The following is a 25,935-nucleotide window of genomic DNA, read 5'->3' as shown; positions in this document are numbered from 1 at the left end:
CTTGTCTGTAGCATATGAGTTCGCTGAGCATGTCCATATCCGCAGCTTACTGGATGCTGAAAGCCGGTAATTTGACATCCGTCATGAACACTGATGACGGCATAAACCGCCTTTTGCCTAAGCCAGCCGCACCAGCATCCCCCGCAAGCGCTCCGCCATGCGTGCCCGCAAGGCTGCGTTCAGCAGCGGCGCCACTTGCGCAAAAGCGTCCGCGATGCGCACCAGCAAGGCATCGAGATATTCCTCCGTCTGCTGGCGCGTGGCGAAGCCGAAACGGGTGTGATCGCGCAGCATGGCGTCGCGCGTGATGTCGCGGCGCCCGGCGCTCACTTGCATGACCAGCGTTTGCGGGTCGTCTTCCGTATCCGGCACGACATCGAAGGCGGGCGAGAGGCGCCAGCGCTGTTCATCCAGGTCGAACAGCACGGCGTGGTTGCGCGGATGGTCGTCGTTGTTGCCGACGACACCGTTGAAGACCATGCGGCCGAACAGCTCGATGGCGTCTTCCGGTGGCGCGCCGATGCGCCGGAGCTCCTCGGCCAGGCGGGGATAGCTGGCGCCATCGCTGTCGGCCGCGTTCACCGGCGGATATTGCACTTGCAGCAGCGAAGCGGCACTGACCGTCATGACGCGTTGCGCGCCGCGCCGGTCGTAACGCAGGATGCGCACCACGCTGCGTTCGGCCATCAACGCATGGTGGCGCGTGTCGGCGAAACGCAGGCCGGCCGCCTTGCCCCATTGCATCGCTGCATGTTCCAGTAGTGCCAGGTCGACCGTATCGGTCATCAGTCCCGGTTTCACCAGCCAGTAATCTTCACCGTCCTGCACCGTGGCCTTCGGCCGTGCGCCGCCCATGCTCGGGGTGGCGAACAGGCGCTTGCGCAAGGGCGCATTGAGTGGCGGCCGGCTGTCCGCGATGGCCAACAGTTCCTGCACCAGTGCGTCAAGCTGATGTAGCCTGGGGCTGGCCAGCTTGGCAATGTTCGGTTTGGGCGTATCGCCCACGGCCAGCGCACCCCAGCGGTCGCCGTTGCCGGACAGGCGCAAGAACTGGATCGCCGTGGCTTTTTCGCCCAGCTGGTGTTCGCGGCGTATCAGCATCTGCCCCCAGGAATCCGGACTCGCGTCGCGCAGCACATCATGCAGGCCGCCATAGCGGCGCGCCAGGTGTTCCATGCCGGGAATGAAAGGCAGATTGACGGGATCGATGCTCCAGGACAAGCCTGCATCGGCATAGCTGGGCGCGTACAGAAAGCTGCCGATGCCGCTCTGCGCATCGAGCACATAGCGGCCCACCACTACCCACGCGCCGTTGTCGGGCCGCTGCAGATAGACAAACAAGGGACGGCTAGAAGTAGCCATCGTCGCCCCCGTTCAAGGTGGGGCGGCTGCGGATGTTGGCGCTGTCCATTTGCCACAGCGCCGCGTCGGGTTCCGGCGCCGTGATGGCAAGGATGCCGAGTACGTGGAAGGCGGCCAGGAACAAGCCCACGTTGACCGACGCTTCGCCCCGTTCCATGCGCTGCAGGGTGGGATGCGAAATGTCGAGGCGGGCGCACAGGTCGCGTGCCGTGATGTTTTGCCGCACCCGCTGCTTGCGCACGCACTGGCCCCATATCCTGAGCCGCTCGTTGACGAGCGTCGGCATGGCGTCTTCCGGGCGGGCACGTTTTGTCATGATAAGGAAGTGAACATATTTTTTATATTGTAGTCCTTAATTGAAAGAAGATGTACGCAGCAGTTGATCTTCAAGGTATACATAAAATTGAATTTAATGATGCTAAATTCAATTTTATGTTCATCGTGTACGACGTCGCGTTATTCTAAAATTCCTCCCACTGCGCCGGTGCGCAGGCGCGTTGCGGCGCCGCTGTCACGCTCACGCGCATTGCCGTGCCGGTCGCTGGCCGCGGCGCAGGGGCTGGCAAGGTTGCCGCAGCCGCGCCGTCCAGTTTGAAGGCGCTCACCACCTGCGCCAGGGTCGCCGCCTGCTCCTGCATGGCAGCGGCGGCGGCCGCCGATTCTTCCACCAGGGCCGCGTTTTGCTGGGTGACGTTGTCCATCTCGCTGATGGCCTGGTTGATTTGCTCGATGCCTGCCGTCTGTTCCGCGCTGGCCGAGGTGATTTCTTGCATGATGTCGGTCACGCGGCGCACGCTGTCGACCAGGTCGTGCATGGTGTTGCCGGCCTGGTGTACGAGCTCGCTGCCGGCCGCCACGCTATGGGTCGAGTCGTCGATCAGGGTCTTGATTTCCTTGGCCGCCGCGGCCGAGCGGTGCGCCAGGCTGCGCACTTCCGTGGCCACGACGGCAAAGCCACGGCCCTGCTCGCCCGCGCGCGCCGCTTCCACGGCCGCGTTCAAGGCAAGAATGTTGGTCTGGAAGGCGATGCCATCGATGACGCCGATGATGTCGGCGATCTTGTTCGAGGACGCGTCGATTTGCCGCATGGTCGCCACCACTTGCGCGATGACGGCGCCGCCGCGCTGCGCCACGCCGGAGGCCGTGTCGGCCAGCACATGCGCCTGACGCGCATTATCGGCATTTTGCTTGACGGTCGAGGTCAGCTCTTCCATGGAGGAGGCTGTCTCTTCCAGCGAACTGGCTTGCTGCTCCGTGCGCGCAGACAGGTCCAGGCTGCCCGCCGCCACTTCGGACGAGGCCGAAGCGATCGTTTCCGTGCCGGCGCGCACCGTGCCCATCGTGTGCGCCAGGTTGTCGTTCATGCGCTTGAGCGCCTGCAATAGTTGCCCCATTTCATCGCGCGACTGCACGGTAATCTGGCTGCGCAAATCGCCTGCGGCCACCGTGTTGGCCACCTGCAGCGCCGTGGCGACGGGACCGGTGATCGAGCGCGTGATACCGTACGCCAAGGCCGCCGCGATGGCCAGCGCCGCCAGCGACATGCCGATCAGCAAGGTGCGCGTGTTGGCGTAGGTGGTGTTGGCGTTGTCGCCTGCCGTGTTGGCCAGGGTGTTTTGTAAACTGATTTGTTCAGCAATCAACTGCTTATAGACGAGCAAGACGGGGCGCAGCTGGCCGTACAGATAGGCGCTGCTGTCGTCCGGCGTACCGCTTTTGATCAGCTCCAGCAGCACCTCCTGCCCCTGCGCGTAGCGCGTGTTGGCGTCGTTCATCTTGGCCAGCAAGGCGCGTTCGCGCTCGGAATCGAGCATGCTGGCGAGCTTGCCGAGATTGCCTGCCGCCGCCTGGCGCGCGGCCAGGATGGCGTCGGTCTGCTTGCGCTGGTCGGCGGGATCGGCGCTGAGCATCATGTTGCGCAGGGCAATGGCGATGTCGTTGATGTTGGCCGACACGCTGTTGGCGAGCTCAATCTTGGGCATGCTGTCATGCACGATATGGCCGGTGCCCTGGTTGATCTTGCCCAGCATGGCAATGCCCAGGCAAGAGATGATGAGCAGCATGGCGCCGATGGCGCCAAAGCCGGTGGCGAGGCGTGTGCCGATGCTCAGATTGGATAAAAACTTCATGGCTGTCTCGATACGGAGGAAATGGTGAAAAGGTCGGCGGCGTGCAGAGGGCTGCCGCGCCGCCAAGCGGACGACGATCCTAGACCTTTTCGAAGGATATTTCCATAGGGCAATATGCCTAGTCGCTCCCTGGAGTGCACGCCAGTTCCGCTTATCCTGCGGCTTGCCGGTGTTTTCAGCTATATTGGCAGGCACCCGCCGGACTGCACGCCATGACCGGCGCCGCCGCCAATCCGGCCGTTTTTCTCCTTTTCAGCCATAGGTCCGCATGACTTCTTTTCGTCTCCGTTTTTTCCCCTTCCTGCTGGCGTTGCTGCTGGCGTGCTCGCTGGCCGCGCCACCGGCCTGGTCGCAGCCCGTCGACGATGCCGCCACGGCCGACCAGCGCCTCGATGGCTTGCGCAAGCAAATCACGAGTATTCAGAAGGCGCTCGATGGCGATGCCGATCTCGATGACGCGACCTTGTCGCAGATGCGCGCCGATGCGCTGGCGGCCAGCGCCGAGGCGGACAAGGTGGCCGATGCGCTCGCGCCCACGCTCGCCAGCGTGCAGGCGCGGCTGGACGAGCTGGGCAAGCCGGCGGCGGGCACGAAAGAGGCCCCTGACGTGGCGGCGCAGCGCAGCCAGCTGGACCGCACCAGCAGCGCGCTCGATGCGCAGGTGAAGCTGGCGCGCTTGCTGGCCGTGGAAGCGACGCAGGCGTCCGAGCAGGTGTCGACGGCGCGCCGCGCGCAGCTGCAGGCGCGCCTGGGCGAGCGCACGGCATCGATCCTGGCCGGTTCCTTCTGGAAACAGCTGCATGCCGAATTGCCGCAGAATCTGCAACGCCTGCGGGCGCTGGAGCTGGAGTTGGCCAACGCCGCACGCGCCACGCCGTGGTCGGCCTGGGGCGGCTTGCTGGCCGGTATCGTGGCCGTGATCGGCGCCAGCGTCTGGGTGTCGCGTTATCTGCTGGTGATCACGGCCACGCGCGTGCCGCATGGCCGCTTGCGCCGTTCGCTGCATGCGCTGGCCGTGCTGGTGCTGGCGGCGGCCACGCCGGGCCTGGTGGCCGAATTGCTGGCCATGGGGCTGCGCTGGGAAGGCGGCCTGTCTGACAAAACCTCGACTTTCCTCAGCAGCTTGATCGGCATCATCTGTTTTGCCGGTTTTACGGCGGGCCTGGGCCACGCACTGCTGTCGCCCTGGCGCGTGTCGTGGCGCCTGCTGCCCCTGCCCGACGCGCTGGCGCATCGCTTGCGCCATTTTCCATCGACGTTTGCCTTCATCGTGGTGCTCGTATGGGCCACGGAACGGGTCACCATCGTCATCAATGCGGGCCTGTCGACGGCCGTGGCCGTCAATTGCATCGTCGCCCTGGTGATGAGCACGACCATCGCCTATGGCTTGATGCGTGCCGAGCGCAGCTGGCGCTTGTTGCGCCAGGCCGATCCCGCCACCCTGGTCACGCCGCTGTGGCTGCGTTGCGTCACGGTGCTGCTGTGGCTGGCGCTGGCGTCGAGCGTCATCAGTTTGCTGGTCGGCTATGTGGCCTTCGGCAGTTTTATTGCCAAGCAAATCGCCTGGGTCATCGTGGTGGTGGGCAGCACCTATCTGCTGACGGTGCTGGTCGATGATATCTGCATGCTGCTGGCCTCCACGCCGCCGCCGCCGGATGTCGTCAATCCCGTGCTGGCCACGCCGAAGGCGCGCGACCAGGCGGCCGTGCTGCTGTCGGGCATCGGCCGCGCCATCGTCGTGCTGCTGGCCCTGATGCTGCTGCTGGCGCCGTTCGGTGAAGGTCCGGGCGAGCTGTTCCAGCGCGTGGGCAAGCTGCAGGATGGCCTGGCCATCGGCGAGGTGGCGATCCGCCCTGCCGCGCTGATCCAGGCCCTGCTGGTGCTGGTGGTGGGCTTTGTGGCGCTGGGCCTGTTCAAGCGCTGGCTGCAAAACAGTTATTTGCCGACCACCAATCTCGATACGGGCATGCAAGTGTCGTTCATCACGCTGTTTGGCTATATCGGCGGGGTGCTGGCCGTGGCGCTGGCCCTGTCGGCGGCCGGCATCGGCCTGGAACGCATCGCGTGGGTGGCGTCGGCCTTGTCGGTGGGTATCGGTTTCGGCTTGCAGGCGGTGGTGCAGAACTTTGTGTCCGGCCTGATTTTATTGGCCGAGCGTCCTGTGAAAGTGGGCGACTGGGTCTCGCTCGGTGGCGTGGAGGGCGACATTCGCCGCATCAATGTGCGCGCCACGGAAATTCAGCTGGGCGACCGTTCCACGGTGATCGTGCCGAACTCGGAATTCATCACCAAGACGGTGCGCAACGTCACCCTGGCCAATCCCCTGGGCCTGGTGCAGGTCAAGCTGCCGTTGCCGCTGGGTACGGATGCGCAAGCGGCGCGCGCGCTGATCCTGTCCACCTTTGTCGACAATCCCGACGTGCTCGACACGCCGGCGCCCAGCGTGCAGCTCGACGGTATCGACAATGGCCTGTTGCTGTTCAACGCCACCGGCTATGCCTCGTCGCCGCGCCTGACGTCGGGCATCCGCAGCGCCCTGCTGTTCGAGCTGCTCAAGCGCCTGGACGAGGCGCATATCGCGATCGCCAAGCCCAGCACGATGGTGCTGAGCAGCGTGCCGGCGCAGCCGGAGACGCCGGCCATCCTAGCCGTTGCGCCGGCGCCCGCACCCGTGCCGCCGCTGACGAGTTAGTCAGCGCACGGTTGACCACAGCAGCGCCGCCAGGTACAGGCCGATGCCGAACGCCGTGTGGGCCATCAGGCTGCGCAGGCGGGCGGCGCCCGGATGCGGCGTCTTGCTGGCGGCCAGGCCGGCGCCCATGCCTGGCTGCAAGATGCAAAACGGCGCGGCCACGCTCACCAGGCCCGCCAGCAGGGCCGGCGCGAACGTTGGCTGGCGCACCCACTCCTGTCCCGCCAGCGCCAGCAGCACGGCCGCAAACAGCACGCCGATGAGGTAGTGGGCGGTCCAGCCCAGGATGGCTTCATCGCGCACGGGCGACGCCTGGGCGATGTTGACGTGGGTGAAGGTGCCGCGCGGCAGATGGCCCAGCCAGCGTCCCACCATCGCCAGGTTCAGCGAGGGGATGCACCAGAAGCGCTTTAACGCGACCGCCCACACATCCATCAGCGCCGTCGCGCCCACGCCGATCGCCAGCGCATCGAGCCAGAGTATTTGCATCGCTGTCACCTTATAACATTCAATAGATTGCTTGAATGTTATAAGGGTGCTAGCATCGTGTCAATGAAAAATGCCGATATCGAATTGCTCACCGGTTCCGCCGGATTTGCCCATATTTTAGGCAGCGCGCCGCGTCTGCACTTGCTCGAGCAGATCGCGCAGGGCGAATTTGCGGTGGAGCAGCTGGTGGCGTTGACGGGCCTGTCCGTGGCGAATACCTCGCAGCATTTGCAGCAGTTGCGGCGCGCCGGCTTCGTGCAGGCGCGGCGCGACGGCAAGCGCGTGCTGTACCGGCTCGGTAGCGGCCCTGTCATGCAGTTGCTCGATGCGCTGGCGCTGTATGCGCAGCATCAGCGCAGCGAGTTGCAGGCGCTGAGCCGGGGCGACCACGTGGAAGCGATCACGGGCGACGAGTTGCTGGCGCGCTTGCAGGAAGCCAGCATCACCGTGCTCGACGTGCGGCCCGCGCAGGAATTTGCCGCCGGCCACTTGCCCGGCGCGATCAATATTCCCTTTGATGACTTGCAGCGCCGCCTCGGCGAATTGCCCGCGAACGCAGAAATCGCCGCCTACTGCCGCGGCCCGTATTGCGTGCTGTCCGTGCAGGCCGTGGCGGCCTTGCGCCAGCACGGCTTGCATGCGCGCCGTCTCGGCAGCGGTTACGACGACTGGCAGGCGGCCGGCTTGCCTGTCGTGAGGGCGGCGTGATGGCGATCCCGAACAGCAAGCAGGAACTCGTCGACGCCATCAACACCACGTATGCGAAGTTGATGCAGGAGCTGGCGCGCGTGCCGCCGGCCTTGGCGCGCGATCCCGTGCTGGAAGGACAAGTGAAGGGCACGCGCATGAGCGTGTGCGATCTGCTCGCGTATCTGGTGGGCTGGAACGAGCTGGTCTTGCACTGGCACGCGCAGCTGCGCGACGGCAAACGCATCGAGGACATCGCCTTTCCCGCCGAAGGTTTCACGTGGAACGCTCTGGGCGCCCTGGCGCAGCGCTTCTATGCGGACTATGCTGAACTCGGCATGGACGACTTGCAGCAGCGCCTGGAGCAGGCGAAAGACCAGTTGCTGGCGCTGATCGACGCGCATGACGACGCGCAATTGTATGGCCAGCCCTGGTACACGCATTACACGATGGGGCGCATGATCCAGTTCAATACGGCGTCGCCGTATGCGAATGCGCGCACGCGCTTGCGGGCCTGGCTGAAGACCTTGTAGCTGCTTGATCGCCGGGCTTGCACGATTGCATCAGTACGCTCAGAAAATTTTTCAGGCAGGATAGTGGTTTCACGCGTAACTATCTGAAGGATCGCCATGCTGACCATCGCCCTCGCCCAGATGAATCCCACCGTGGGCGACTTTGACGCCAATGTCGCCGCCATCACCGCGCGCATGGCCCGCGCCAGCAGCGATGGCGCCGACCTGCTGGTGTGTCCCGAACTGTCGCTGTGCGCGTATTATCCGGGCGACCTGTTCGAGGACGCCGCCTTCCTGCGTGCCATGCAGCAGGCGCTGAACAAGCTGCTGGAAGCGTCCGCGCGCTGGCCGGCGCTGGTCACCGTCATCGGCGCGGCGCGGCCTAATCCCGGCGTCGGCAAGCCCCTGTATAACGCGCTGCTGGCCATCCGTGACGGACAGATCGTGGCAGAATACTACAAGCAGCTGCTGCCGACCTACGGCATCTTCGACGAGGGCCGCCATTTCGAGCCGGGCCCGCCCGGCGCCTGCACCCTCGCTATCGCCGGCTGCAAGGTCGGCTTCATGATTTGCGAGGATGGCTGGAACGACGATGGCCGCGCCTACGCCGTCAACCCGTTCGAGGCCTTGCACGCGGCGCGGCCCGACCTGGTCGTCAGCATCAACGCCAGCCCGTCCGACATCGGCAAGCGCGCGCAGCGCCATGCCGTGTTTGGCGCCGCCTGCGCACGCGTCAACTTGCCTTTGCTCTTCGTCAATCAGGTGGGCGGCCAGGACCAGCTCGTGTTCGACGGCGCCTCGTTCGCCATGTCACCTACCCTGGGCGTGCAATTCGAGGCCGCCCGCTTCGTCGAAGATTTTCCCTTGCTGCGCTTTGCCGCTGGCCGTTTTACGCGACCCGATGGCGCGGCGTTTCCCGTACCGGACCCGGAAGGCATTTCCGCCGTGGAGTTTGCGCGGCGCCAGATCGTGCTCGGTTTGCGCGACTACGCGCGCCGCTGCCGCTTTACGAAAGTCGTCGTCGGCTGCTCGGGCGGCATCGATTCAGCGCTGACTCTGGCGCTGGCCGTCGAGGCGCTCGGGGCCGACAACGTGGCGGCCATCACCATGCCATCCGTGTTTTCCAGCGCCGGCTCCGTCACCGACTCCGTCGCCCTGTGCGCCAACCTGGGCATCGCCCTCTACACGCATCCGATCCGCGACATCGTGGCGCAGTACGAGGCTGGCTACGCGGCCGCGTTTGACGGCAAGTTGCAGGGACTGCCGCTGGAAAACCTGCAGGCGCGGGTGCGCGGCACGATCCTGATGGAGTACTCGAACGCGTTTGGCGCCCTGCTGCTCACCACCGGCAACAAGAGCGAAATCTCGGTGGGCTACTGCACCCTGTACGGCGACACGAATGGGGGGCTGGGCCTGATCGGCGACCTGTATAAAACCGAGGTGTTCGCCCTGTCGCGCCACCTCAACGCCAGCGCCGGGCGCGCACTGATCCCCGCCGCCGTGCTCGATAAACCGCCGTCGGCGGAACTGGCGCCGGGCCAGCGCGACACGGACAGCTTGCCGCCCTACCCCGTGCTCGATGAAATCCTCAAATGGCATATCGAGGGGCGGCGCTTGCCAGCGGCCGAAAGCGCGCAAGCGCTGACCCTGGTCGACCAGCTGCGCGAGACGGACGAGGGGCGCGCGCTCGTGACGCGCATCCTCGGCATGGTCGCGCGCAACGAATATAAACGGCGCCAGGCGGCGCCCATCATCCGCGTGCGTTCGCGCGCCTTTGGCAGCGGGCGCCAATTGCCGATCGCCGCCCACTACCCTACCGGAGACGACGCATGACCTTATCCTATCCCGCCGACGCGGCCATCCTGATCGGCCGCTTCCAGCCTTTTCACAATGGCCATGCCGGCTTGCTGCAAACGGCGTTGACGACCGCTGCCCAGGTGGTGGTGGTGCTTGGTTCCGCCTTCCATGCGCGCAGCCCGAAGAACCCGTTTACGTGGCAGGAACGGGCGGCCATGATCGCCGCGACGTTACCCGAGGCGCAGCGCGCGCACGTGCATTACGTGGCCGTGCGTGATTACTACGACGATGGCCTGTGGGCCGACGCCGTGCGGCGCGCCGTGGCGCTCGCCGTGCCCGCGGCGCAACGCGTGACCCTGGTGGCTTGCTTCAAGGACGCCACCAGTTATTACCTGCACCACTTCCCGCACTGGCAGCTGCTGAACCTGGAGATCGATGCGGGCGCGCCCATCGGCGCGACGGCGATCCGCAACGTGCTGTTCGAGGCCGAAGACGTGGACGTGTCGCTGAGCGCCGTGGCGCAGCTGCTGCCGGCGGCCATCGGCCAGTATGTCAAAGCGTGGACCTTGCTGCCGTGGTACGCGCCGCTGGTGCAGGAACACCACGCCATCGAGGCCTACAAGGCGCGCTGGCGCGCGGCGCCGTATCCACCCATCTTCACCACCGTGGACGCGCTGGTGCAGACGGGCGGTCACGTTTTACTGGTGCGCCGTGGCGGCTATCCGGGCAAGGGCTTGTGGGCCTTGCCCGGCGGCTTCCTGGAGCCGCGCGAACGCCTGCTGCAGGGCGCCCTGCGCGAACTGGCGGAAGAAACCCAGCTGGGCGTGCTGGCGCCCACCCTCGTCGAGGCGCTGGTCGGCGTGGCCGTGTTCGACCACCCGGACCGCAGCCAGCGCGGGCGCACCATCACGCATGCGCATTATTTTGACTTGAAAACGCGCCAGTTGCCGGAAGTGACGGCGGCCGATGATGCGGCGCTGGCGCAGTGGGTACCCGTGGCCTCGCTGCCGGCCATGGAAGAGCAATTCTTCGAAGACCACTTTCATATCCTGAACCACTTCCTCAAGCTCACGCACGAGGGGCGCTGAGGGGGCGGCATCCCCCTCCCCGCGCGTCAGGACGTCATGCGCTCCCAGCCATGCTTGACGGCCGCCTTGAAGTCGTCCCACGCCGACTGCGGATACATGTGTTCCCAGTTGCTGCGCAGTTCGGCCTCGACCTGCTCCCAGCTTTGCCCCCGGTAGCTGTCGCTGCCCGCCATCGAATGGCCATAGCGGTAGGCGGGATCGTAGTCGTCGAAGCGCGCGCCGCTGGCGACATAGGTGGCGCTCCAGTGGTTGCGGTAATACTGCTCGTCGTCGTCGGTGGTGCCGGGCAGGTTGTCGGCGCTGGGGTAGCGGCGCACGTTGGCGCCCGTGCCGGACGGTGGCGGCGATGCCATGCCGCCCGCAAATTGCTGCGATGCCGACGTGTCGTTCAGGTTACCGGCGGATGTGCCTTGCGGCGATGGCGCGCCCGACTGCATGCTGGCGCCCTGGCGCATCGCACTGTCGTTGTGCGGCGCGCCTTGCCAGCCGCCGGCACGCCAGTGCTCGGCGTGCGCATCGATGTCGAGCGGCGCGTAGCGCTCGACGAGGTCGGTGGCGCGCTGGATATCGGCGTCGCTCGCCCCTTCCAGTGTCAGCACGACATGCCCGCGCCGCACGGCTTCCGCATAGATGTGGCGGTCGGCGTGGCTGCCGAACAGGTCCGTAAAGAAATGCTTGACGCTGTCGAGCAGGCTGTCGCTGTCGTCGCGGCGGGTGTCTTCCGTGGTGGACATGTCCTCACTGCCCGCATCGTGCAGGCGGATGCTGGCGCCGGGGAAGCCAGCCGTGATCAGGTCGTGTCGGGCGCGCTCGGCCATGTCGCGCAGGGCGAAAACTGCTGCCAATGTATGTGCCATGATGGTCTCCAATCGGTGAACAACGTCCTTCCAGTGTAGGCCGTGTCCAGCGAAAGGGGCGCTCGTTTGCCCCTTGGAAATCGTTGTGTTCAACAAGTGTTGACCACGTGAAACCTCAGGCGGGCGTGCCCACGAACGCGCGCAAAAAGTCGATAAAGGCGCGCACCTTTTCCGCAATATGCTGGGTGTTCGGATACACGGCATACACGCCCTGCTGCGGGAAGGCGACGTCGGGCAGCAGGCGGCGCAAACGCCCCGCGCGCACGTCCGCCTCCACCAGCCACTGCGGCAGCAGGGCCACGCCGCAGCCGCCCAGGGCAAAGCCCAGCAGGGCCGAGGCGGAGTCGGAATGGATGGCGGCGTCGTCCTGCGCGGCGAAGGCGGCGGCGCCGTCGGGCGTGTGCACCTCCCAGCGCAGCGGGGTGCTGAGCCGGCTATGCGCCAGCCAGCGCGCGCGCTGCAAGTCGGGCAGGCTGGCGATGTCCCTGGCGGGCAGGCTGGCCAGGTAGGCGGGCGAGGCGACTGGCCAGATCGCATACGGCTCGATCAGCGCGGCGCGGTAGCTCGAATCGTTGAGTGAACCCATGCGGATGGCCAGGTCGTAGCGACCCGAGATCAGGTCTTCATGCGAGGACGACGAGGAATGCTGGATCTGCAGCTGCGGATGGGCGGCGGCAAAGGCGATCAGCGCGGGGATCACGGTGCGGCCGCCGTATTCGACGGTGGTGGTCAGGCGCAGGGTGCCGCGCAAGCCCTGCTGGCCCTGGCGCGCCGTTTCGATGGCGCCGTGCGCTTCGCTCAGCACGCGCTGGCAATCTTCGTAAAAACGCCGTCCCACGTCGGTCAGCGCCAGGCTGCGCGTGCTGCGCGTGAGCAGCGACACGCCCAGCTCCGCCTCCAGCTGTTTCAAATTAAAACTGACGACGGCCTTGCTCTGGCCCAGCACGGCGGCGGCCGCCGTCAGCGAGCCGGCGTCGACGATGGCGATGAAAATACCCAAGCGGTCAAGACTGATCATAAATAAGAATGAGGAGGCATGCGGGTTATCGAGGTTTGTCAAAAATTATTTGACAGTGTAATCGGGGCTGGCCCGTTACGCAAATGGCCTGTGGCGCTTAAGCTGGCCGTTTGCCATTCGGAGCACCATGGACTATCGCAAAAAGGTCGCGGCCATCTATCTGCTGGGGTTTTTCGTTGATCTGATCAACATGTTCATCACCAGCGTCGCCTACCCCGACATCGGCCATGCCCTGCACGCCTCGGTGGCGCAACTGGCCTGGATCAGCACCGGCTACATTCTCGGCCTGACCATCGTCATCCCCGCCAGCGCCTGGCTTGCTGCCTATTATGGCAGCAAAACCGTGTTTATGGCATCGTTGCTAACTTTTTTATGCGCCAGCATCGGCGCCGGCCTGGCGCCCTCGATCGAGGCGCTGATCGTCTGGCGCTGCGTGCAGGGCCTCGGTGGCGGCTTGCTCATTCCGTTGGGGCAAAGCATGACTTACCAGCTGTACCAGCCTGCCGAGCGCCCCGGCCTGTCCTCCGTCATCATGCTGGTGGGCTTGCTGGCGCCCGCGCTGTCGCCCGCGCTGGGCGGCGTCATCGTCGATAGTCTTTCCTGGCGCTGGATTTTTTACCTGAACGTGCCGTTCGCCGCGCTGGCGCTGCTGCTGGCCGCCTGCTGGCTGCGCCCCGACCCACCGCGCGCGCAAGTGCCCCGGCTCGACACGGGCGGCCTTGTGGCGGGCAGCACAGCCATCCTTTTGCTGTTGCTGGGCTTGACGATGCTGGGCACACCGGGCGAACTGGCCGCTGGCGCCGGCGTGCTGGCGCTGGGCGCCGCCTGTGCGTGGGGCTATGTGCGCGGCGCCTTGCGCAAAGCCACGCCGCTGCTGAACCTGCGCCTGGCCGCCGAACCGCTGCTGCGCGTCTCCATGCTCATGTATCTGCTGGTGCCGGGCGTCTTCATGGGCGTGAGCCTGCTGGCCATGCTGTACCTGCAGGGCGTGCTGGGCATGCCGGCATCGACGGCGGGCGCGCTGATGCTGCCGTGGGCGCTGGCCTCATTTGGCGCCATTTCGCTGACCGGTAAAAGCTATCGCCGCGTGGGTCCGCAGCCGCTGTTTATCGCAGGCGCCCTGCTGCAGGCGGCGGGCATGCTGATGCTGCTGCGCGTGGACTCCGCAGGCCAATTATTCTGGCTGGGCGGCGCGTATGCCGTGATGGGTTTTGGCGGCGGCTTGTGCAGCAGCACGGCACAAAGCACGGCGTTCTTGCGCACGCCGGACGGGCAATTGAGCCAGGCCAGCGCCGTGTGGAATATCAACCGCCAGCTGGGCTTTTGCCTGGGCGTGGCGCTGCTCAGCGTACTGCTGAATGGCTTGCTGGCGGCGCACGGAATGTCGTCGCTGGACGACCCCGCCCAGCACGCGCGCACGGTGCAGGTTTTTCACTGGTGTTTTGCCCTCGCCGCCGCCTCGTGCGTACTGCCTTTGGTGCTGTGCGCGCGCATCGATAACCGCGCCGTTCTCGACCTTTTACATCACCATGGAGTAGCGAAAAAATGAATGCAACCAACCCCTTTTTTGACGACGTTGTATCCACGCACGCGCTGATCCGCGACTGGCTTTCCGGCGAGGCGGCGGCACCAGAATATTGCGCCCAATTGCTGGCGCGTTTTGCACCCGCTTTCACGATGGTGGCGCCCGGTGGCAAGCAGCTCGATCACGCCGGCTTAACAACCTTTTTCCGCGCCGCCGGCGGCAGCCGTCCGGGTTTGCAGATGCGCCTTTCCGACCTCGTTTTAATCCAGGACAGCGCGGCCGGCGCCACCGTGTACTACCGCGAATGCCAGTCGCTGCCAGGTGGCGAAAACACCGAGCGCCTGTCGACCGTCGTGTATGACAAAACACCGGCTGGCGCCCTGCTGTGGCGCCATCTGCACGAAACGTGGGTGGTTTAATTCAACTCAAATCATGCAAGTCTTTTTGCTGCGCCGGAGCGATGGAAAACCGCGAAAAAACGACCTCAAGTCCAGCGCGTTCCGGCGTGCAGCACATGGGGCCGACCAGGTAGCGCGATGCCGTGGGAAACGGCGCCAGGCGCAGCAGCGGCCAGCGCTGGCCATCGGTCGAATACTGCACCCGTATCACGCCTTGCGCCACCGTCACGCGCAGCCAGAAACCGTCCGGCATGGCGGGGGCGATGCTGACGGCCCAATCCGATTTATCCACCGTCAGCACGCTGCTCAATAGCAGCTGGCCGTCGGAGAATTCCACACCGCATTTGATCCAGTTTTGTGCGTCGATGCGCACCATCATGCCGGCCTGGTCATACAGCGCAGAATACTGCGCCGCCACGTGCAGCTGCGCCGTGAAATCGCCGTTGATTTCCGTGCCGAAAAAGTGGCCGCTGTCGCGGATAAAACCATACGCGGTCTTGCGCCAGAAATCCGTCTGCGCATCCGTCGTCACGCGCAATTGCGCGCCGTCGGCGGACCAGTTTTCCGGTGGATTGAGCCAGCTGCCTTGTGTGAACATCGCGCGCCTTTCCGAGCTAAAAAAGATCACATAGTGTGCCCCCATCCCAGCGCCTTGTACAGGGCGATCGCATCGATGTAGGACGCCGTTTCCGCCAGCAGCGCTGCGCGCCGGATATCGTACAAGGCGCGCTGGTTTTCCAGCACCGCCTGATAGCTGCCGGCGCCGCCCGCATAGCGCGTGCTGGCGATGCCGAGGGCCGCATTGCCGTGGCGCGCCGACTGCAACAAGGAGGCCAATCGCGTCTGGTTTTCCGCCAGCTGCGTGACAGCGTTTTCCACGTCTTCCTGCGCGATCAACAGCGCCTGGGCATAGCGCGCCAGCGCGCCATGCGCCTCGGCTTGCGTACCGCGCAAACGTGCGCGCACGTTGCCCAGTCGGAAGGCTGGATAGCTGATTGAGGGTACCACCTCGAAGGCGCGCGCGCCGCCGTCGAACACGCCGCTGCCGCGCAGCGCAAAGAAGCCTAAAAAGCCGCCGAGGCTCAGGCGCGGATACAGGTCCGCCGTGGCGGCGCCCACATCTTCGCTGGAGGCGGCCAGCAGGCGTTCGGCGCGCACCACGTCGGGCCGCTGCTTGATCAGTTGATTCACGTCGCCGAGCGGCAACTGGCCCGTCAGCGGCGCCTGCTGCCGCGGCGTCGTCGCCAGCGCGGTGGCGCCAGGCGCTTGTCCGCTCAAGACATCGAGCCGGTATTGCGCCTGCCGTAACCCCGCCTGCAGGGGCGGCAAGGCCGCCTCGCTGCGCGCCAGGTTGGCCAGTGCGTTGTGGCGCTCTTCCGGCAAGCCGCTGCCGGCGCGGATACGCGCGTCGGTCAATGCCACCGTATCGCGCCAGCTGTGCACCTGCGCCTGCGTCAGCGCCAGGTTTTGCTGGTAGCCGAGCGCCTCGTAGTAATTGCGCGCCACCTCGGCGGCGATCGTCAGCTGTACTTGCCGCAAGTCCGCCTGCGCCGCGTCGGCGCGCGCCTGCGCCGAGCGGGTGAAATGCGCGAGGCGGCCGAACAGGTCGATCTCCCATTGCGCGTCGAAGCCCACGCGCGTATTCGCGGTGGCGGCGCGGCTGTCCGGCGTGTCTTGCTGGACGCTGCGCTGCCATCCCGCCTGGCCCGTGACGGCGGGCAGTTCATCGAGGCGGCGCTCGTCGAAGACGGCGCGCGCGGCCAGCAGGCTGGCCTGCGCCTGGGCGATATCGAGATTGTGTTCGAGCGCGCTGGCGATCAGTTGCGACAGGCGCGCATCGTCGAAAAACGTCCACCAGGGGGCCTGGCTGACGGCGCTCGCAGCGGGCGCGAATTGCGCTTGCTGCGGGCTGGCCAGGTGGACGTCGGGCGTGCCCGGCGTGACATAGGCGGGACTGATGGCGCAGCCGGCCAGCACGGGGAAAAGAGAGACAAGATAACGGTAATTTTTCATGGGGATTCCTTCAGCGCCTGCGACAAATCGCGCGCGCGCGGCGTGGCATGGTCGGCCGTGTGGCGGCGGGCCAGAAAGGTGTACACGGTGGGCAGCACGAACAGCGTGAAGAAGGTGCCGATCAACATGCCCGAGACGATCACCACGCCCAGGCCGAAACGGCTGTTGGCGCCGGCGCCGGAAGCGAACAGCAGCGGCACCAGGCCCACCACCATGGCGGCCGTGGTCATCAAAATGGGGCGCAAACGGATCTGCGCCGCCTTGCGGATGGCGCTCATGCGGTCGAGCCGTTCATGCATCTGCAATTCATTGGCAAATTCCACCATCAAAATGCCGTGCTTGCTGATCAAGCCGATCAGGGTCACCAGGCCGATCTGCGTGTAGATGTTGACGGTGGCGTAGCCGAGCGCCAGCGGAATCAGCGCGCCGCAGATCGACAGCGGCACCGTGATCAGGATGATCAAAGGGTCCGTCAGGCTTTCGTACTGGGCCGCCAGCACCAGATAAATGACGACGACGGCCGCGAGAAAGGCCAGCAGCAGCGCATTGCCTTCCGTGGCGAACTGGCGCGCATCCGATTGCCAGTCGTAGCTGAAGCCCGGTGGCAGCGTTTTGGCCACGCCATCGAGGAAGGCGACGGCGTCGCCCAGGGTCACGCCGGGCGCCGGCACGCCCTGGAAGGTGGCCGCATTTTGCTGGTTGAACTGCGTCAGCATGTTCGGTTCGATCTGTTCCGTCACCGAGACGACGGCCGACAGGGGCAGCAGGCTGCCATCGTCGGCGCGCACGTACTGCTGCGTCAGGGCTTGCGCCGTGAGCCGCTGTTCGCGCGGGCTTTGCGCGATGACGTCATACGCGCGGCCATCCATGCCGAAGCGGTTCAGGTAATTTTCGCCCACCAGCACGGCCAGCGACTCGCCGATGTCCTGCATGCGGATGCCCAGGCTATTGGCTTTTGAACGGTCCACGCGTACTTTCACCACCGGGTTGTTGTAATCGAGGTCGCTGTCGACGACGGCGAACAGGCCGCTGGCGCGCGCGCGCTGCTTGACGTCTTCCATGGTGCGAAACAGCGTGGCGTAATCCTGCGCGCTGCGCAGCACCATCTGCACGGGCAAGCCGCCGCTCGATCCGGGCAGGGGCGCCAGCTGGAAGGCGAAGATGCTGGTGCCTTCCACGTCGCCCACGGCGTGCTGCAATTCGGCCTGGATGACGGCCGCGTTGCGCGAGCGTTCGGCCCAGGGCGTGAGGTTGATGCCGCCGATGCTCGATGCCGGGCCTTCGCCGCCATTGATGATCCAGCGCGACGCCGTTTCGGGGATATGCTTGTAGATGGCATCGAGCTTGTAGGAAAAACGTTCGACGTAATCGAGGTTGGCATGCTGCGGCGCCTTGATCGCTGTCAGCACGCTGGCCTGGTCTTCCGCCGGCGCCAGTTCGCGTTGCGGCAGCAGGTACAAAAACGGCAGGCTCACCATCACCAGCGCGGCGAAACCGGCGCTCAGCCAGCGGTGGTGCAGCGAGCGGTCCAGCAGGCGCGCATAGCGCGAGGTCAAGCCTTCAAAGAAATGCTCGGCGGCGCGCGCCATGCGCCCTTCCGATTGTTTCGGCTGCAGCAGCAAGGAGCTCATCACGGGAGACAGGGTCAGCGCCACCACGCCCGACACCACCACGGCGCCGGCCAGGGTCAGCGCGAATTCCTTGAACAGCGCGCCCGTGAGTCCCCCCATCATGCCGATCGGCGCGTACACGGCCGCCAGCGTGATGGTCATGGCGATCACGGGGCCGGCCACTTCGCGCGCGCCCACCAGCGCGGCGGCCACCGGCGTCTTGCCTTCCTCGATATGCCGGTGCACGTTTTCCACCACGACGATGGCGTCGTCGACCACCAGGCCCACGGCCAGCACCATCGCCAGCAAGGTGAGTAAATTGATGCTGAAGCCGAAGGCCAGCATCAGCGCGGCAGCACCCAGCATCGACAGCGGAATCGTCACGACGGGAATGAGCACCGAGCGCAAGGAACCCATGCACAGATAGATGACGATGACGACGATCAGCAGCGCTTCGAGCAGGGTATGCACCACCTCATCGATGGACGACTGGATGAAGCGCGCCGTCTCGAACGCCAGCTCGACCTTCACGCCGAGCGGCAGGGTTTTCTGGATCTCGGGCAGCAGTTTCTTGATGCCGTCGACGATTACCAGCGGGTTGCCGCCCGGTGTGGGCGACAGGCCCAGATACACGGCCGGCACGCCATCCATGATGCCGCTTGTTTCCGTCGCGGCCGCGCCCAGTTCCACCGTGCCCACGTCCTTCAGGCGCACGAGGGATGCGCTGTCCTTTGCATCGCCGCCCTTGGCGATTACCATGTCGCGAAACTGCGCCACGCTGGTCAGGTCCGTGTTGACGCTGATGTTGGCGACGACGAATTGTCCCTTCACTTTGCCGGGCGCCGCCTGGTAGTTATTGCGCCGCACGCTATCGGCCACGTCGGCCGCCGTGAGTCCCCGCGCGGCCAGTTTCGCCGGGTCGATCCACAGCCGCATGGCAAGCTGCTGGCCGCCATACACGTCGACTTTGGCCACGCCGTCGATGGTGGCGAACATCGGCTGCACCACGCGCGCCAGGTAATCGGTCAGCGCCGGCGCCGAGACGCTCTCGCTGGCAAAGCCGACATAGGCGACGGCCGACGAGTCGCCGGCCGAACGCTCGATGACGGGGTCAAAAGCGCCTTCGGGCAGCTTGTAGCGCACCTGGTTGACCTTGGCCATGACTTCCGTCAGCGCCTGCGTGGAATCGCGGTTCAGTTCCATGCGCACGGTGACCGTGCTGCTGCCCTGCACGGACGAAGATGTCAGGTAGTCGATGCCTTCCACCGACGACACGGCTTGCGCAATCGGCTGCGTGACAAAGCCCTGCATCAGTTCCGCCGAGGCGCCCGGATACGTGGTGGTGACCGTGATGGTGGACGATTCGAGCATCGGATACTGGCGGATCGGCAGCTGCAGAATGGCGATCACGCCCAGCATCAGGATCAAGGTGCTGATCACCAGCGCCAGCACGGGGCGGCGTACGAATAAATCGGTCAATTTCATGGCGGCGGCACTCCCTTAAGAACCGGCCCTGGGCGCGGCGCGTTTCGCCTCGTCCAGGGTGTTGGCCACGGCTTGCACGGCCATGCCGTCGGCCAGTTTCAGCTGGCCCGAAGCGACCACGCGCTGCCCTTCGCGCAAGCCGTCGATAATGGCCACGCGGCCCCCTGCCCGCTCGCCCAGTTTCACGCCCACGCGCTTGACGGTGAGCGGCTGTTTTCCCTCCTGCTGCGCGACGAAGACCGTGTCGCCATACGCGCTGTAGGTCACCGCCGTTTCCGGCACCGTCAGCTGCTGGCCCGCTTCACGCGCCACGCGCACATTCGCGTACATGCCCGCCTTGAGCGCGCCGCGGGGATGGGTCAGCGCCGCCTGCACCTGCACCATGCGCGAGCGGGCGATCAGCGGATCGATGGCGTTGATCTTCGCCGTGAAGATTTCATCGGGATAGGCGTCCACCAGCACTTGCACGGCCTGTCCCGGCGCCAGCTTCGCGCTGCTCTGTTCATCGAGGGCGAAGTTCACCAGCAAGGATGTCGTGTCGATCAGGCTGGCCACCGTATCGGCCGCGTTCAGGTACTGGCCCGCGTGCACCTTGCGGATGCCCAGCTGCCCCGCGAACGGCGCGCGGATGGTCTTTTGCGCGATCAGCGCTTGCGTCTGGCGCACGTCGCCCAGGGCCGCGTCGCGCGCGGCCAGGGCGCTATCGAGCTGCTCCTGCGTGGCCGCCTTTTCCTTCACCATCTGCACCGTGCGGGCATGGCTGCTTTCCGCGTTTTTTAACTGCGCGCGCTGGCGCAGCAGCATTGCCTGTTCCTGGGCGTCATTGAGTTGCACGAGCACGGCGCCAGCCGCCACCTGCTGGCCCGATGCGAAGCGGATCTGCGTGATGCGTCCGCCCGTTTCGGCCGCCACCAGCACCTGGCGCGCCGCTTCCAGCTCGCCCACGCCAGTGAAGTAGCGTTCCTGCGTGCCCAGCACGACGGGCACCAGCGCCACCTTGGTGGCCGGAGTGGCGGCGGCATCGGCCGCATGGGAGTTGGCGCGAGGATACAGCGCGGCGCCGGCGACGGCCAGGGTGAGGGCCAGCGCGGAGGCGCCGACGAGTTTCGTATGCATGATGCAGTCCTTTACAGCGGGGAAGAAGGGGCGCAGCGGAGGCTGATCAGGTCCGCTGCGCGTTGAAGAGGAAGAACAAACCCAGGGTCCACAGCAGCAGCACCAGGTGCGTCGTCTGCAAGCCTTCCTGCGCGATCCAGTAGCCGAACCACAGGCCGCCCAGGTGCATCAGCAGCAAGAAGGCGGCCATGGCGCACAAGGCCAGGTTCAGCCAGGGCAAGCCAGTGGCCATGCCGCCGCCAAGGAACAGCGCCAGGCCCGTCCAGGCAGCGATGGCGGCGGCAAGCTGCAGCGCCAGCACCACGCCCAGCGCCAGCCGGTGCAAGGTCAAGGAGGTGAGCGCGCGGCGCAGCAGCGGCGTCACGATGGTCGGGTCCTGGCGCAGCGGGTCCATGCGCATGGTGTTGCCGATGGCCCAGACGGCGCCGTGGAAGGCGTGCAGGTTGTTGATGGCGGCCAGGCTGAGCCAGAGGGCCAGGCCGGTGGCGAGGATGGCGTGAAACAGCCAGATCGAGTGTTGCAGCTGCATGGGATTCCAGTCCAAAGAGTGTCTTGCCGGCAAGCGGACGTGGAAACTCCTCGACAGCGGGGAGCTACCGGCCTATTATGCAAGCAATTGGTTGGTTAACTGGCCCCATGATAGTTGAGTGAAATGAATTACACAAGTAAACGTTTGGATAATAGCGAGGCCCCGCAAACGACGGAGCGCATCCTGTATTTCATCAAGACCAAGGGACCCGTCTCCACGGCCACCCTGGCCAAGACCCTGGACATGACGGGCGAGGCGGCGCGCCAGCAAGTGCAAAAGCTGGTGGCGGCGGGCCTGATCGAGGGGCGCCAGGAAGCGCAGGCGGGCGCGGGCCGGCCGCGCCAGAACTGGGTCTTGACGGAAGCGGGCAATGCGCGCTTTCCCGACACGCATGCGCAGCTGACGATCAAGCTGATCGGCTCGGTGCGCCAGCTGTTCGGCGAGGCGGGGCTGGATAAACTCATTACCCAGCGGGAAGAGGAAAGCCGCGGCGCGTATGCCTTGGCGTGCTCGGCGCCGGACTTGCCCACGCGGCTGCAGCAACTGGCCGCCGTGCGCGATGAGGAGGGTTATATGGCCCGCGTGGAAGCGGACGGCGATGACTGGCTGCTGATCGAAGACCATTGCCCCATCTGCGCCGCCGCGCGCACTTGCCAGGGCTTTTGCCGCTCGGAACTGCAGCTGTTCCAGGAAGTGGTGGGACCGAACGCCAGCATCGTGCGCGAGCAGCATGTGCTGGCGAACGCGATGCGCTGCGTGTATCGGATAAGGGTGCTGCCCTAGTCTGTCGGAAACAGCGGCCAGGTCAGCAGCGCCACCAGTCCCGCCAGCCACCACACGACGGGCCAGCTGCTGGCCGCCAGCAGGTGCGGGATGGCCATCGGCGTGAGGAACAGCCCCACGTAGACGGCCGTATTCGCCATGCCCAGCGCCGTGCCCGCGTTGGCGCCGCCCGCTTCCGTCGCCAGTTCCGTGTAGGCCACGCCATGCCAGGCGGACACGGCGATTCCGGCGGCCACCACGGCGGCCATCAGCAGCCAGCCCGGCGCGTCCAGCCAGGCGATGCATCCCAGCAAAATGAACGACGCCAGCGCCACCAGGGCAGAGCCGCGCAAGTAGGCGGGCCGGTTCGCGTGGCGGTCCGTGTGGCGTCCGCTCCAGATGCGCATCACCATCGCGCCCGCCTGCAGCGCCACCATCACGGCCGTGATGGCGGCCAGGCCCAGGTGGCCATGGTCGTGCAGGAACACGGTGGCGTAACTGAGCACGGCAAATTGGGGCACGCATAGCAAGCCGATGGCGGCCACCATGCGCCAGACTCTACGATTGCGTAACGGTGGCGGTGGCATCACCTCAGAGGCGCCCGTGGACGCGTTGTGCGGCCCCTTGGCGGCCTCGGCTGAGAAATCGGGCTCATGCATCCAGCGCCACGTAAAAAACGCCGACAGGCCGCATACGAGGGCCAGGGCGCCAAACACGGGCATGAAGCCATAGGACGATGCCAGGCTGGGCAAGATCAGGGCGCCGAGGCCGCCGCCGAGCGGCACGGCCGTCTGGCGGATGCTCATGGCGAAACCCCGTTCGCCCGTGCCGAACCAACGCATCACGGCGCGGCCGCTGGCACCATTCACGCTGCCGCCCAGCACGCCCACCAGCGCCAGGCCGGCCGCCAGCGCCCATAACGGCGGCACGGCGCCGTCAGCGGGCGTGATCCACAGCAGCAAGGTCAACAGCGCCAGCATGGTGCCCAGCAAGCCCGTCAGCAGCACGGGGCGGTCGCCCCAGCGGTCGGTGGCCATGCCCCATGGCAATTCGGTCAGGGCCACGCCCAGGCCCATGGCGCCCAGCGCCACCCCCAGTTGCGTATTGCTCAGGTGATAGCCGCTGCGCAGCCAGATGGCCGTGGTGGGCATGCCGTTGGCGGCGGCGGAAAAGCTGGCATTGGCCGCCACGCCGACGGCCAGTACTTTCCAGCGGTGGGCAGCGCCCGGCGCGGGCACGGTGACGGGAAGGGAAACGGCAGGGCAGCTGGTGCGCATGGCAGGGAGGGAAAAGTGGTTGACCCTGACAGTGTTGCGCAGTACGATCGTTCTGAATATCAGATAATTTAATATAAACCATCCCATAAAACAGGACGATTGCATTTGCCCCATGAGCCTGCTGAATTTCGACATCGCCTTCCTGCGCAGCTATGTGGCTGGCATCGAACTGGGCAGCTTTGCCCGCGCGGCCGACAAGGTGGGCCGTTCCACTTCGGCCGTCAGCGCGCAGCTGAAAAAACTCGAGGAGCAGGCGGGCATGCCCCTGTTCCGCAAGGATGGCCGGGGACTGGCGCTGACGCCGTCCGGCGAAGTGCTGCTCGGCTATGCGCGCCGCTTGCTGGAACTGAATGACGAGGCGGCCGTCGCCCTGCGCGGCGCGGAACTGGAAGGCTGGATCAGGCTGGGCTTGCAGGAGGATTTTGGCGAAGCCTTGCTGCCCGAGGTGCTGGGGCGCTTTGCGCGCGCGCATCCGAAAGTGCGCATCGAGGCGCACGTGGCGCGCAACACGGCCTTGATGCAAGGCCTGGCCATGGGCCAGCTGGATCTGGCCCTGCTGTGGGGCGGCGCCTGCATCGCCGACGTGGCGCAGTATCCGCTGCCGCAGCGCCAGCAGATTGCCGAACCGGCCATGCGCTGGATCGCCTCGTCCAGCCTGGCCTGGCGGCCCGAATCGGGCGAGCCTTTGCCCTTGATTACGTTTGACCGCGACTGCCTGTTCCAGCGCTGCGCCACGCAGGCGCTCGATGGGGCAGGGATCGCCTGGCGCACGGCGTTTACCAGTCCCAGCCTGGCCGGCCTGTGGGCGGCGGCGGCCGCCGGGCTGGGCGTGACGGTGCGCACGGCGTACGGCCTGCCCTCGTCCGTGCGCGCGCTCGATCACGTGGCGGCGGGCCTGCCCGCCCTGCCCCCGTTGTCGCTGGAACTGCTGCGTGCCTCCAGCGTGCCCAGGCCGCCCGTCGAGCGGCTGGCTGGCTTGATCATCGAATCGCTGCAGAATGGGGCGACGTAAAACGCCTGCAATTCACGTGCGCGCAATCAGCACCTGCACGGGCGCCATGGGAAAATCGCTGGCGCTGTATTGCTCCACTTGCCGCCAGCCCGTGTCGCGCAGCAATTGCGCCAATTCTCCCTGCTGGGTTACCGTGCGGCCCAACATACGCATCGGCAAGTAATACGGCAGCACGCGCGCCGCATCAAAGGGAGTCGGGGCGATTTCCGCCTGCACGCAGACGAACACGCCACCGGGTGTCAACGCCGCATGGATCTTGCGCAAGGCCGCCGTCATATCGGGCACGAAATGCAGCACGGAGGAGCACTAGATGAGGTCGTAATCACCGCCCAAGGTTTCCAGGCGATTGGATAATTGCGCATGGGCGATGTTCGCGGCGGCCACGGCCACCGTTTCCGGCCAGTCGAAAACGCAGCCGTGCAAGCCCGGCCAGCTGGACCCGGGGTTGAAAGAGTGCCGCGCCGACCAGCGTCAGGTCGACCAGGGCTTGCTGCTCGTGCATTCCGATTATCGTTCGCGCCTGGCGCTCGTCGAGCAGTCGCAGCATGACGATGCGGGCGGCCTGGTCATTACCATCGGCCTGGAAGGCGCGTCCGGCGACACCACGCGCGATGGCTGGCAATTGCATTTCCGGGGAGGGCATACGACGGTGACGGCGTTTCGCCACGTCAGCGGCGAGCGCCGTTTCGAGGCGCATCAACGGGCGGCGCAATTGAGGTTGCTGGTCGGCGAAGAGGCGCTGGCGCAACAACTGCGGGCACTGCGGCCCGCGCCCGCGCCCGCGCCGCGCTGGTCCGACGCCGATATCGCCAGACTGGAGCGCGCCTACGTGCTGATGCAGGAACAGATGGCGCAGGAACTCACGCTCGACTACCTGTGCCCGCAGCGCACCCTGCTGGCGCTGCGCATGCAGCGGGCAAAGTTACTGCTGGAAAATGGGTGTCAGGTGGCGCAGGCGGGCTGGCAAACCGGTTATCGCCATCCGGCCAATTTCAGCGCCGCGTTCAGCCGTTATTTCGGCTACGCGCCAAAGACCGTGGGACGCGCGGGCGCGTAAAAAGCCGGTGTAGAATCGGCGGGCACGATGTACGCATTCGACCTACAAGGAGACATGATGGCCCGCAAAATCTTTGTCAATCTGCCCGTCCAGTCGCTGGAACGCTCGGTGGCGTTTTTCACGGCGCTGGGCTTCAGTTTCAATGCCCATTTCACGGATGAAACGGCGACGTGCATGATCGTTGCCGACGATATCTTCGTGATGCTGTTGACGCACGATAAATTCAAGCAGTTCACGCCCAAGCAGCTGTGCGACACCCAGGTGGCGACGGAAGTGCTCGTGTGTTTGTCGGCCGAGAGCCGCGGCGAAGTCGATGACCTGGTGGCAAAAGCCGTCCAGGCGGGCGGCAGCCTCTACAAGGAGCCGATGGATTTCGGCTTCATGTATGGCCACAGTTTCCAGGATCTGGATGGACATCAGTGGGAGTTGATGTACATGGAGCCAGGCGCCGTACCGCAATAGCAGCGCAATCCGGCAATACAGGCCAATAATGTTGTCGGATTACGCTGCGCTAATCCGA

At 65.6% G+C, this 25,935-nt stretch carries 24 protein-coding genes; 11 read left to right on the top strand and 13 right to left on the bottom strand.

The window, feature by feature from the left end; translation table 11 throughout:
* Nucleotides 1-117: 117 nt before the first annotated feature.
* The 3 genes from ACP7DW_RS27155 to ACP7DW_RS27145 form a co-directional block, all read right to left on the bottom strand.
* A complete protein-coding gene (locus tag ACP7DW_RS27155) occupies nt 118-1,362 on the bottom strand; it encodes a type II toxin-antitoxin system HipA family toxin (protein WP_426057541.1) in 1,245 nt (414 codons plus the stop codon).
* A complete protein-coding gene (locus ACP7DW_RS27150; protein WP_426057540.1) occupies nt 1,349-1,678 on the bottom strand; it encodes a helix-turn-helix domain-containing protein in 330 nt (109 codons plus the stop codon). Before ACP7DW_RS27150 ends, ACP7DW_RS27155 begins: the two co-directional genes overlap by 14 nt.
* 145 nt (nt 1,679-1,823) lie before the next feature.
* On the bottom strand, nt 1,824-3,491 hold the full coding sequence (locus tag ACP7DW_RS27145) for a methyl-accepting chemotaxis protein (RefSeq protein ID WP_426057539.1): 1,668 nt from the start codon (nt 3,489-3,491) through the stop codon (nt 1,824-1,826).
* 268 nt (nt 3,492-3,759) lie between these two features.
* Between ACP7DW_RS27145 and ACP7DW_RS27140 the strand changes: the two genes are divergently transcribed.
* Nucleotides 3,760-6,183 (top strand): DUF3772 domain-containing protein, encoded by a 2,424-nt coding sequence (locus tag ACP7DW_RS27140; RefSeq protein WP_426057538.1) that lies wholly within the window; start codon nt 3,760-3,762, stop codon nt 6,181-6,183.
* Here the strand turns inward: ACP7DW_RS27140 and ACP7DW_RS27135 are convergent, their stop codons facing one another.
* Nucleotides 6,184-6,672 (bottom strand): DUF2938 domain-containing protein, encoded by a 489-nt coding sequence (locus ACP7DW_RS27135; RefSeq protein ID WP_426057537.1) that lies wholly within the window; start codon nt 6,670-6,672, stop codon nt 6,184-6,186.
* Between the two features lie 63 nt (nt 6,673-6,735).
* Here ACP7DW_RS27135 and ACP7DW_RS27130 point away from each other — a divergent pair, with 63 nt between their 5' ends.
* The 4 genes from ACP7DW_RS27130 (at nt 6,736) to ACP7DW_RS27115 (ending at nt 10,756) form a co-directional block, all read left to right on the top strand.
* The gene (locus ACP7DW_RS27130; protein ID WP_426057536.1) at nt 6,736-7,380 is read left to right on the top strand and encodes an ArsR/SmtB family transcription factor; all 645 of its coding nucleotides are present in this window, start codon (nt 6,736-6,738) and stop codon (nt 7,378-7,380) included.
* On the top strand, nt 7,380-7,892 hold the full coding sequence (locus tag ACP7DW_RS27125) for a ClbS/DfsB family four-helix bundle protein (protein WP_426057535.1): 513 nt from the start codon (nt 7,380-7,382) through the stop codon (nt 7,890-7,892). The genes ACP7DW_RS27130 and ACP7DW_RS27125 overlap by 1 nt, the downstream gene beginning before the upstream one ends.
* Nucleotides 7,893-7,988: 96 nt before the next feature.
* On the top strand, nt 7,989-9,704 hold the full coding sequence (locus ACP7DW_RS27120) for an NAD+ synthase (RefSeq protein ID WP_426057534.1): 1,716 nt from the start codon (nt 7,989-7,991) through the stop codon (nt 9,702-9,704).
* Nucleotides 9,701-10,756 carry a bifunctional nicotinamide-nucleotide adenylyltransferase/Nudix hydroxylase gene (locus ACP7DW_RS27115; protein ID WP_426057533.1) on the top strand — a complete coding sequence of 352 codons (1,056 nt, stop codon included), beginning with the start codon at nt 9,701-9,703 and terminating at the stop codon, nt 10,754-10,756. The genes ACP7DW_RS27120 and ACP7DW_RS27115 overlap by 4 nt, the downstream gene beginning before the upstream one ends.
* Nucleotides 10,757-10,782: 26 nt before the next feature.
* On the opposite strand, the gene ACP7DW_RS27110 is transcribed toward ACP7DW_RS27115, so the two are convergent.
* Complete coding sequence (locus tag ACP7DW_RS27110) at nt 10,783-11,613, bottom strand: hypothetical protein (RefSeq protein WP_426057532.1); 831 nt, start codon at nt 11,611-11,613, stop codon at nt 10,783-10,785.
* A gap of 115 nt (nt 11,614-11,728) precedes the next feature.
* Nucleotides 11,729-12,631: a LysR family transcriptional regulator gene (locus ACP7DW_RS27105; protein ID WP_426057531.1), complete on the bottom strand. Its 903-nt coding sequence runs from the start codon at nt 12,629-12,631 to the stop codon at nt 11,729-11,731.
* 127 nt (nt 12,632-12,758) lie between these two features.
* Between ACP7DW_RS27105 and ACP7DW_RS27100 the strand changes: the two genes are divergently transcribed.
* Nucleotides 12,759-14,180: an MFS transporter gene (locus tag ACP7DW_RS27100; protein ID WP_426057530.1), complete on the top strand. Its 1,422-nt coding sequence runs from the start codon at nt 12,759-12,761 to the stop codon at nt 14,178-14,180.
* Complete coding sequence (locus ACP7DW_RS27095) at nt 14,177-14,575, top strand: DUF4440 domain-containing protein (RefSeq protein ID WP_426057529.1); 399 nt, start codon at nt 14,177-14,179, stop codon at nt 14,573-14,575. Before ACP7DW_RS27100 ends, ACP7DW_RS27095 begins: the two co-directional genes overlap by 4 nt.
* 1 nt (nt 14,576) lies before the next feature.
* On the opposite strand, the gene ACP7DW_RS27090 is transcribed toward ACP7DW_RS27095, so the two are convergent.
* The 5 genes from ACP7DW_RS27090 to ACP7DW_RS27070 are packed head-to-tail and all read right to left on the bottom strand — an operon-like array spanning nt 14,577 to nt 21,307.
* Entirely contained in the window at nt 14,577-15,152 is a 576-nt protein-coding gene (locus ACP7DW_RS27090) for a DUF1349 domain-containing protein (protein ID WP_426057528.1), read from the bottom strand.
* A 26-nt stretch (nt 15,153-15,178) separates the two neighbouring features.
* A complete protein-coding gene (locus ACP7DW_RS27085; RefSeq protein WP_426057527.1) occupies nt 15,179-16,567 on the bottom strand; it encodes an efflux transporter outer membrane subunit in 1,389 nt (462 codons plus the stop codon).
* Nucleotides 16,564-19,662: a MexW/MexI family multidrug efflux RND transporter permease subunit gene (locus ACP7DW_RS27080; RefSeq protein WP_426057526.1), complete on the bottom strand. Its 3,099-nt coding sequence runs from the start codon at nt 19,660-19,662 to the stop codon at nt 16,564-16,566. Before ACP7DW_RS27080 ends, ACP7DW_RS27085 begins: the two co-directional genes overlap by 4 nt.
* A gap of 15 nt (nt 19,663-19,677) precedes the next feature.
* Nucleotides 19,678-20,778: an efflux RND transporter periplasmic adaptor subunit gene (locus ACP7DW_RS27075; protein WP_426057525.1), complete on the bottom strand. Its 1,101-nt coding sequence runs from the start codon at nt 20,776-20,778 to the stop codon at nt 19,678-19,680.
* Between the two features lie 46 nt (nt 20,779-20,824).
* A complete protein-coding gene (locus tag ACP7DW_RS27070; RefSeq protein ID WP_426057524.1) occupies nt 20,825-21,307 on the bottom strand; it encodes a DUF2165 family protein in 483 nt (160 codons plus the stop codon).
* A 123-nt stretch (nt 21,308-21,430) separates the two neighbouring features.
* On the opposite strand from ACP7DW_RS27070, the gene ACP7DW_RS27065 reads away from it, so the two are divergent.
* The gene (locus tag ACP7DW_RS27065; protein WP_426057523.1) at nt 21,431-22,090 is read left to right on the top strand and encodes a helix-turn-helix transcriptional regulator; all 660 of its coding nucleotides are present in this window, start codon (nt 21,431-21,433) and stop codon (nt 22,088-22,090) included.
* Here the strand turns inward: ACP7DW_RS27065 and ACP7DW_RS27060 are convergent.
* The gene (locus ACP7DW_RS27060) at nt 22,087-23,346 is read right to left on the bottom strand and encodes an MFS transporter (RefSeq protein WP_426057522.1); all 1,260 of its coding nucleotides are present in this window, start codon (nt 23,344-23,346) and stop codon (nt 22,087-22,089) included. The genes ACP7DW_RS27065 and ACP7DW_RS27060 overlap by 4 nt on opposite strands.
* A gap of 112 nt (nt 23,347-23,458) precedes the next feature.
* On the opposite strand from ACP7DW_RS27060, the gene ACP7DW_RS27055 reads away from it, so the two are divergent.
* Nucleotides 23,459-24,358 (top strand): LysR substrate-binding domain-containing protein, encoded by a 900-nt coding sequence (locus ACP7DW_RS27055; RefSeq protein ID WP_426057521.1) that lies wholly within the window; start codon nt 23,459-23,461, stop codon nt 24,356-24,358.
* A gap of 12 nt (nt 24,359-24,370) precedes the next feature.
* Here ACP7DW_RS27055 and ACP7DW_RS27050 read toward each other — a convergent pair whose 3' ends face one another.
* Nucleotides 24,371-24,655 (bottom strand): hypothetical protein, encoded by a 285-nt coding sequence (locus ACP7DW_RS27050; protein ID WP_426057520.1) that lies wholly within the window; start codon nt 24,653-24,655, stop codon nt 24,371-24,373.
* 70 nt (nt 24,656-24,725) lie between these two features.
* Between ACP7DW_RS27050 and ACP7DW_RS27045 the strand changes: the two genes are divergently transcribed.
* On the top strand, nt 24,726-25,415 hold the full coding sequence (locus ACP7DW_RS27045; RefSeq protein WP_426057519.1) for a helix-turn-helix domain-containing protein: 690 nt from the start codon (nt 24,726-24,728) through the stop codon (nt 25,413-25,415).
* A gap of 57 nt (nt 25,416-25,472) precedes the next feature.
* Complete coding sequence (locus ACP7DW_RS27040; protein WP_426057518.1) at nt 25,473-25,877, top strand: VOC family protein; 405 nt, start codon at nt 25,473-25,475, stop codon at nt 25,875-25,877.
* Nucleotides 25,878-25,935 lie beyond the last annotated feature (58 nt).

Origin of the sequence: Janthinobacterium sp. PSRC1-1 (assembly GCF_049897525.1) — a bacterium.
Lineage (GTDB): Bacteria > Pseudomonadota > Gammaproteobacteria > Burkholderiales > Burkholderiaceae_D > Janthinobacterium > Janthinobacterium tructae.
Note: the sequence above shows the minus strand (reverse complement) of the source record. Positions and strands in the feature narration are given on the sequence as shown.

What these genes read in the sequence shown, in the direction of transcription:
- ACP7DW_RS27155 (WP_426057541.1), bottom strand. Translation starts at nt 1,362, where the DNA reads ATGGCTACTTCTAGCCGTCCCTTGTTTGTCTATCTGCAGCGGCCCGAC.
- ACP7DW_RS27150 (WP_426057540.1), bottom strand. Translation starts at nt 1,678, where the DNA reads ATGACAAAACGTGCCCGCCCGGAAGACGCCATGCCGACGCTCGTCAAC.
- ACP7DW_RS27145 (WP_426057539.1), bottom strand. Translation starts at nt 3,491, where the DNA reads ATGAAGTTTTTATCCAATCTGAGCATCGGCACACGCCTCGCCACCGGC.
- ACP7DW_RS27140 (WP_426057538.1), top strand. Translation starts at nt 3,760, where the DNA reads ATGACTTCTTTTCGTCTCCGTTTTTTCCCCTTCCTGCTGGCGTTGCTG.
- ACP7DW_RS27135 (WP_426057537.1), bottom strand. Translation starts at nt 6,672, where the DNA reads ATGCAAATACTCTGGCTCGATGCGCTGGCGATCGGCGTGGGCGCGACG.
- ACP7DW_RS27130 (WP_426057536.1), top strand. Translation starts at nt 6,736, where the DNA reads ATGAAAAATGCCGATATCGAATTGCTCACCGGTTCCGCCGGATTTGCC.
- ACP7DW_RS27125 (WP_426057535.1), top strand. Translation starts at nt 7,380, where the DNA reads ATGGCGATCCCGAACAGCAAGCAGGAACTCGTCGACGCCATCAACACC.
- ACP7DW_RS27120 (WP_426057534.1), top strand. Translation starts at nt 7,989, where the DNA reads ATGCTGACCATCGCCCTCGCCCAGATGAATCCCACCGTGGGCGACTTT.
- ACP7DW_RS27115 (WP_426057533.1), top strand. Translation starts at nt 9,701, where the DNA reads ATGACCTTATCCTATCCCGCCGACGCGGCCATCCTGATCGGCCGCTTC.
- ACP7DW_RS27110 (WP_426057532.1), bottom strand. Translation starts at nt 11,613, where the DNA reads ATGGCACATACATTGGCAGCAGTTTTCGCCCTGCGCGACATGGCCGAG.
- ACP7DW_RS27105 (WP_426057531.1), bottom strand. Translation starts at nt 12,631, where the DNA reads ATGATCAGTCTTGACCGCTTGGGTATTTTCATCGCCATCGTCGACGCC.
- ACP7DW_RS27100 (WP_426057530.1), top strand. Translation starts at nt 12,759, where the DNA reads ATGGACTATCGCAAAAAGGTCGCGGCCATCTATCTGCTGGGGTTTTTC.
- ACP7DW_RS27095 (WP_426057529.1), top strand. Translation starts at nt 14,177, where the DNA reads ATGAATGCAACCAACCCCTTTTTTGACGACGTTGTATCCACGCACGCG.
- ACP7DW_RS27090 (WP_426057528.1), bottom strand. Translation starts at nt 15,152, where the DNA reads ATGTTCACACAAGGCAGCTGGCTCAATCCACCGGAAAACTGGTCCGCC.
- ACP7DW_RS27085 (WP_426057527.1), bottom strand. Translation starts at nt 16,567, where the DNA reads ATGAAAAATTACCGTTATCTTGTCTCTCTTTTCCCCGTGCTGGCCGGC.
- ACP7DW_RS27080 (WP_426057526.1), bottom strand. Translation starts at nt 19,662, where the DNA reads ATGAAATTGACCGATTTATTCGTACGCCGCCCCGTGCTGGCGCTGGTG.
- ACP7DW_RS27075 (WP_426057525.1), bottom strand. Translation starts at nt 20,778, where the DNA reads ATGCATACGAAACTCGTCGGCGCCTCCGCGCTGGCCCTCACCCTGGCC.
- ACP7DW_RS27070 (WP_426057524.1), bottom strand. Translation starts at nt 21,307, where the DNA reads ATGCAGCTGCAACACTCGATCTGGCTGTTTCACGCCATCCTCGCCACC.
- ACP7DW_RS27065 (WP_426057523.1), top strand. Translation starts at nt 21,431, where the DNA reads ATGAATTACACAAGTAAACGTTTGGATAATAGCGAGGCCCCGCAAACG.
- ACP7DW_RS27060 (WP_426057522.1), bottom strand. Translation starts at nt 23,346, where the DNA reads ATGCGCACCAGCTGCCCTGCCGTTTCCCTTCCCGTCACCGTGCCCGCG.
- ACP7DW_RS27055 (WP_426057521.1), top strand. Translation starts at nt 23,459, where the DNA reads ATGAGCCTGCTGAATTTCGACATCGCCTTCCTGCGCAGCTATGTGGCT.
- ACP7DW_RS27045 (WP_426057519.1), top strand. Translation starts at nt 24,726, where the DNA reads ATGTTCGCGGCGGCCACGGCCACCGTTTCCGGCCAGTCGAAAACGCAG.
- ACP7DW_RS27040 (WP_426057518.1), top strand. Translation starts at nt 25,473, where the DNA reads ATGGCCCGCAAAATCTTTGTCAATCTGCCCGTCCAGTCGCTGGAACGC.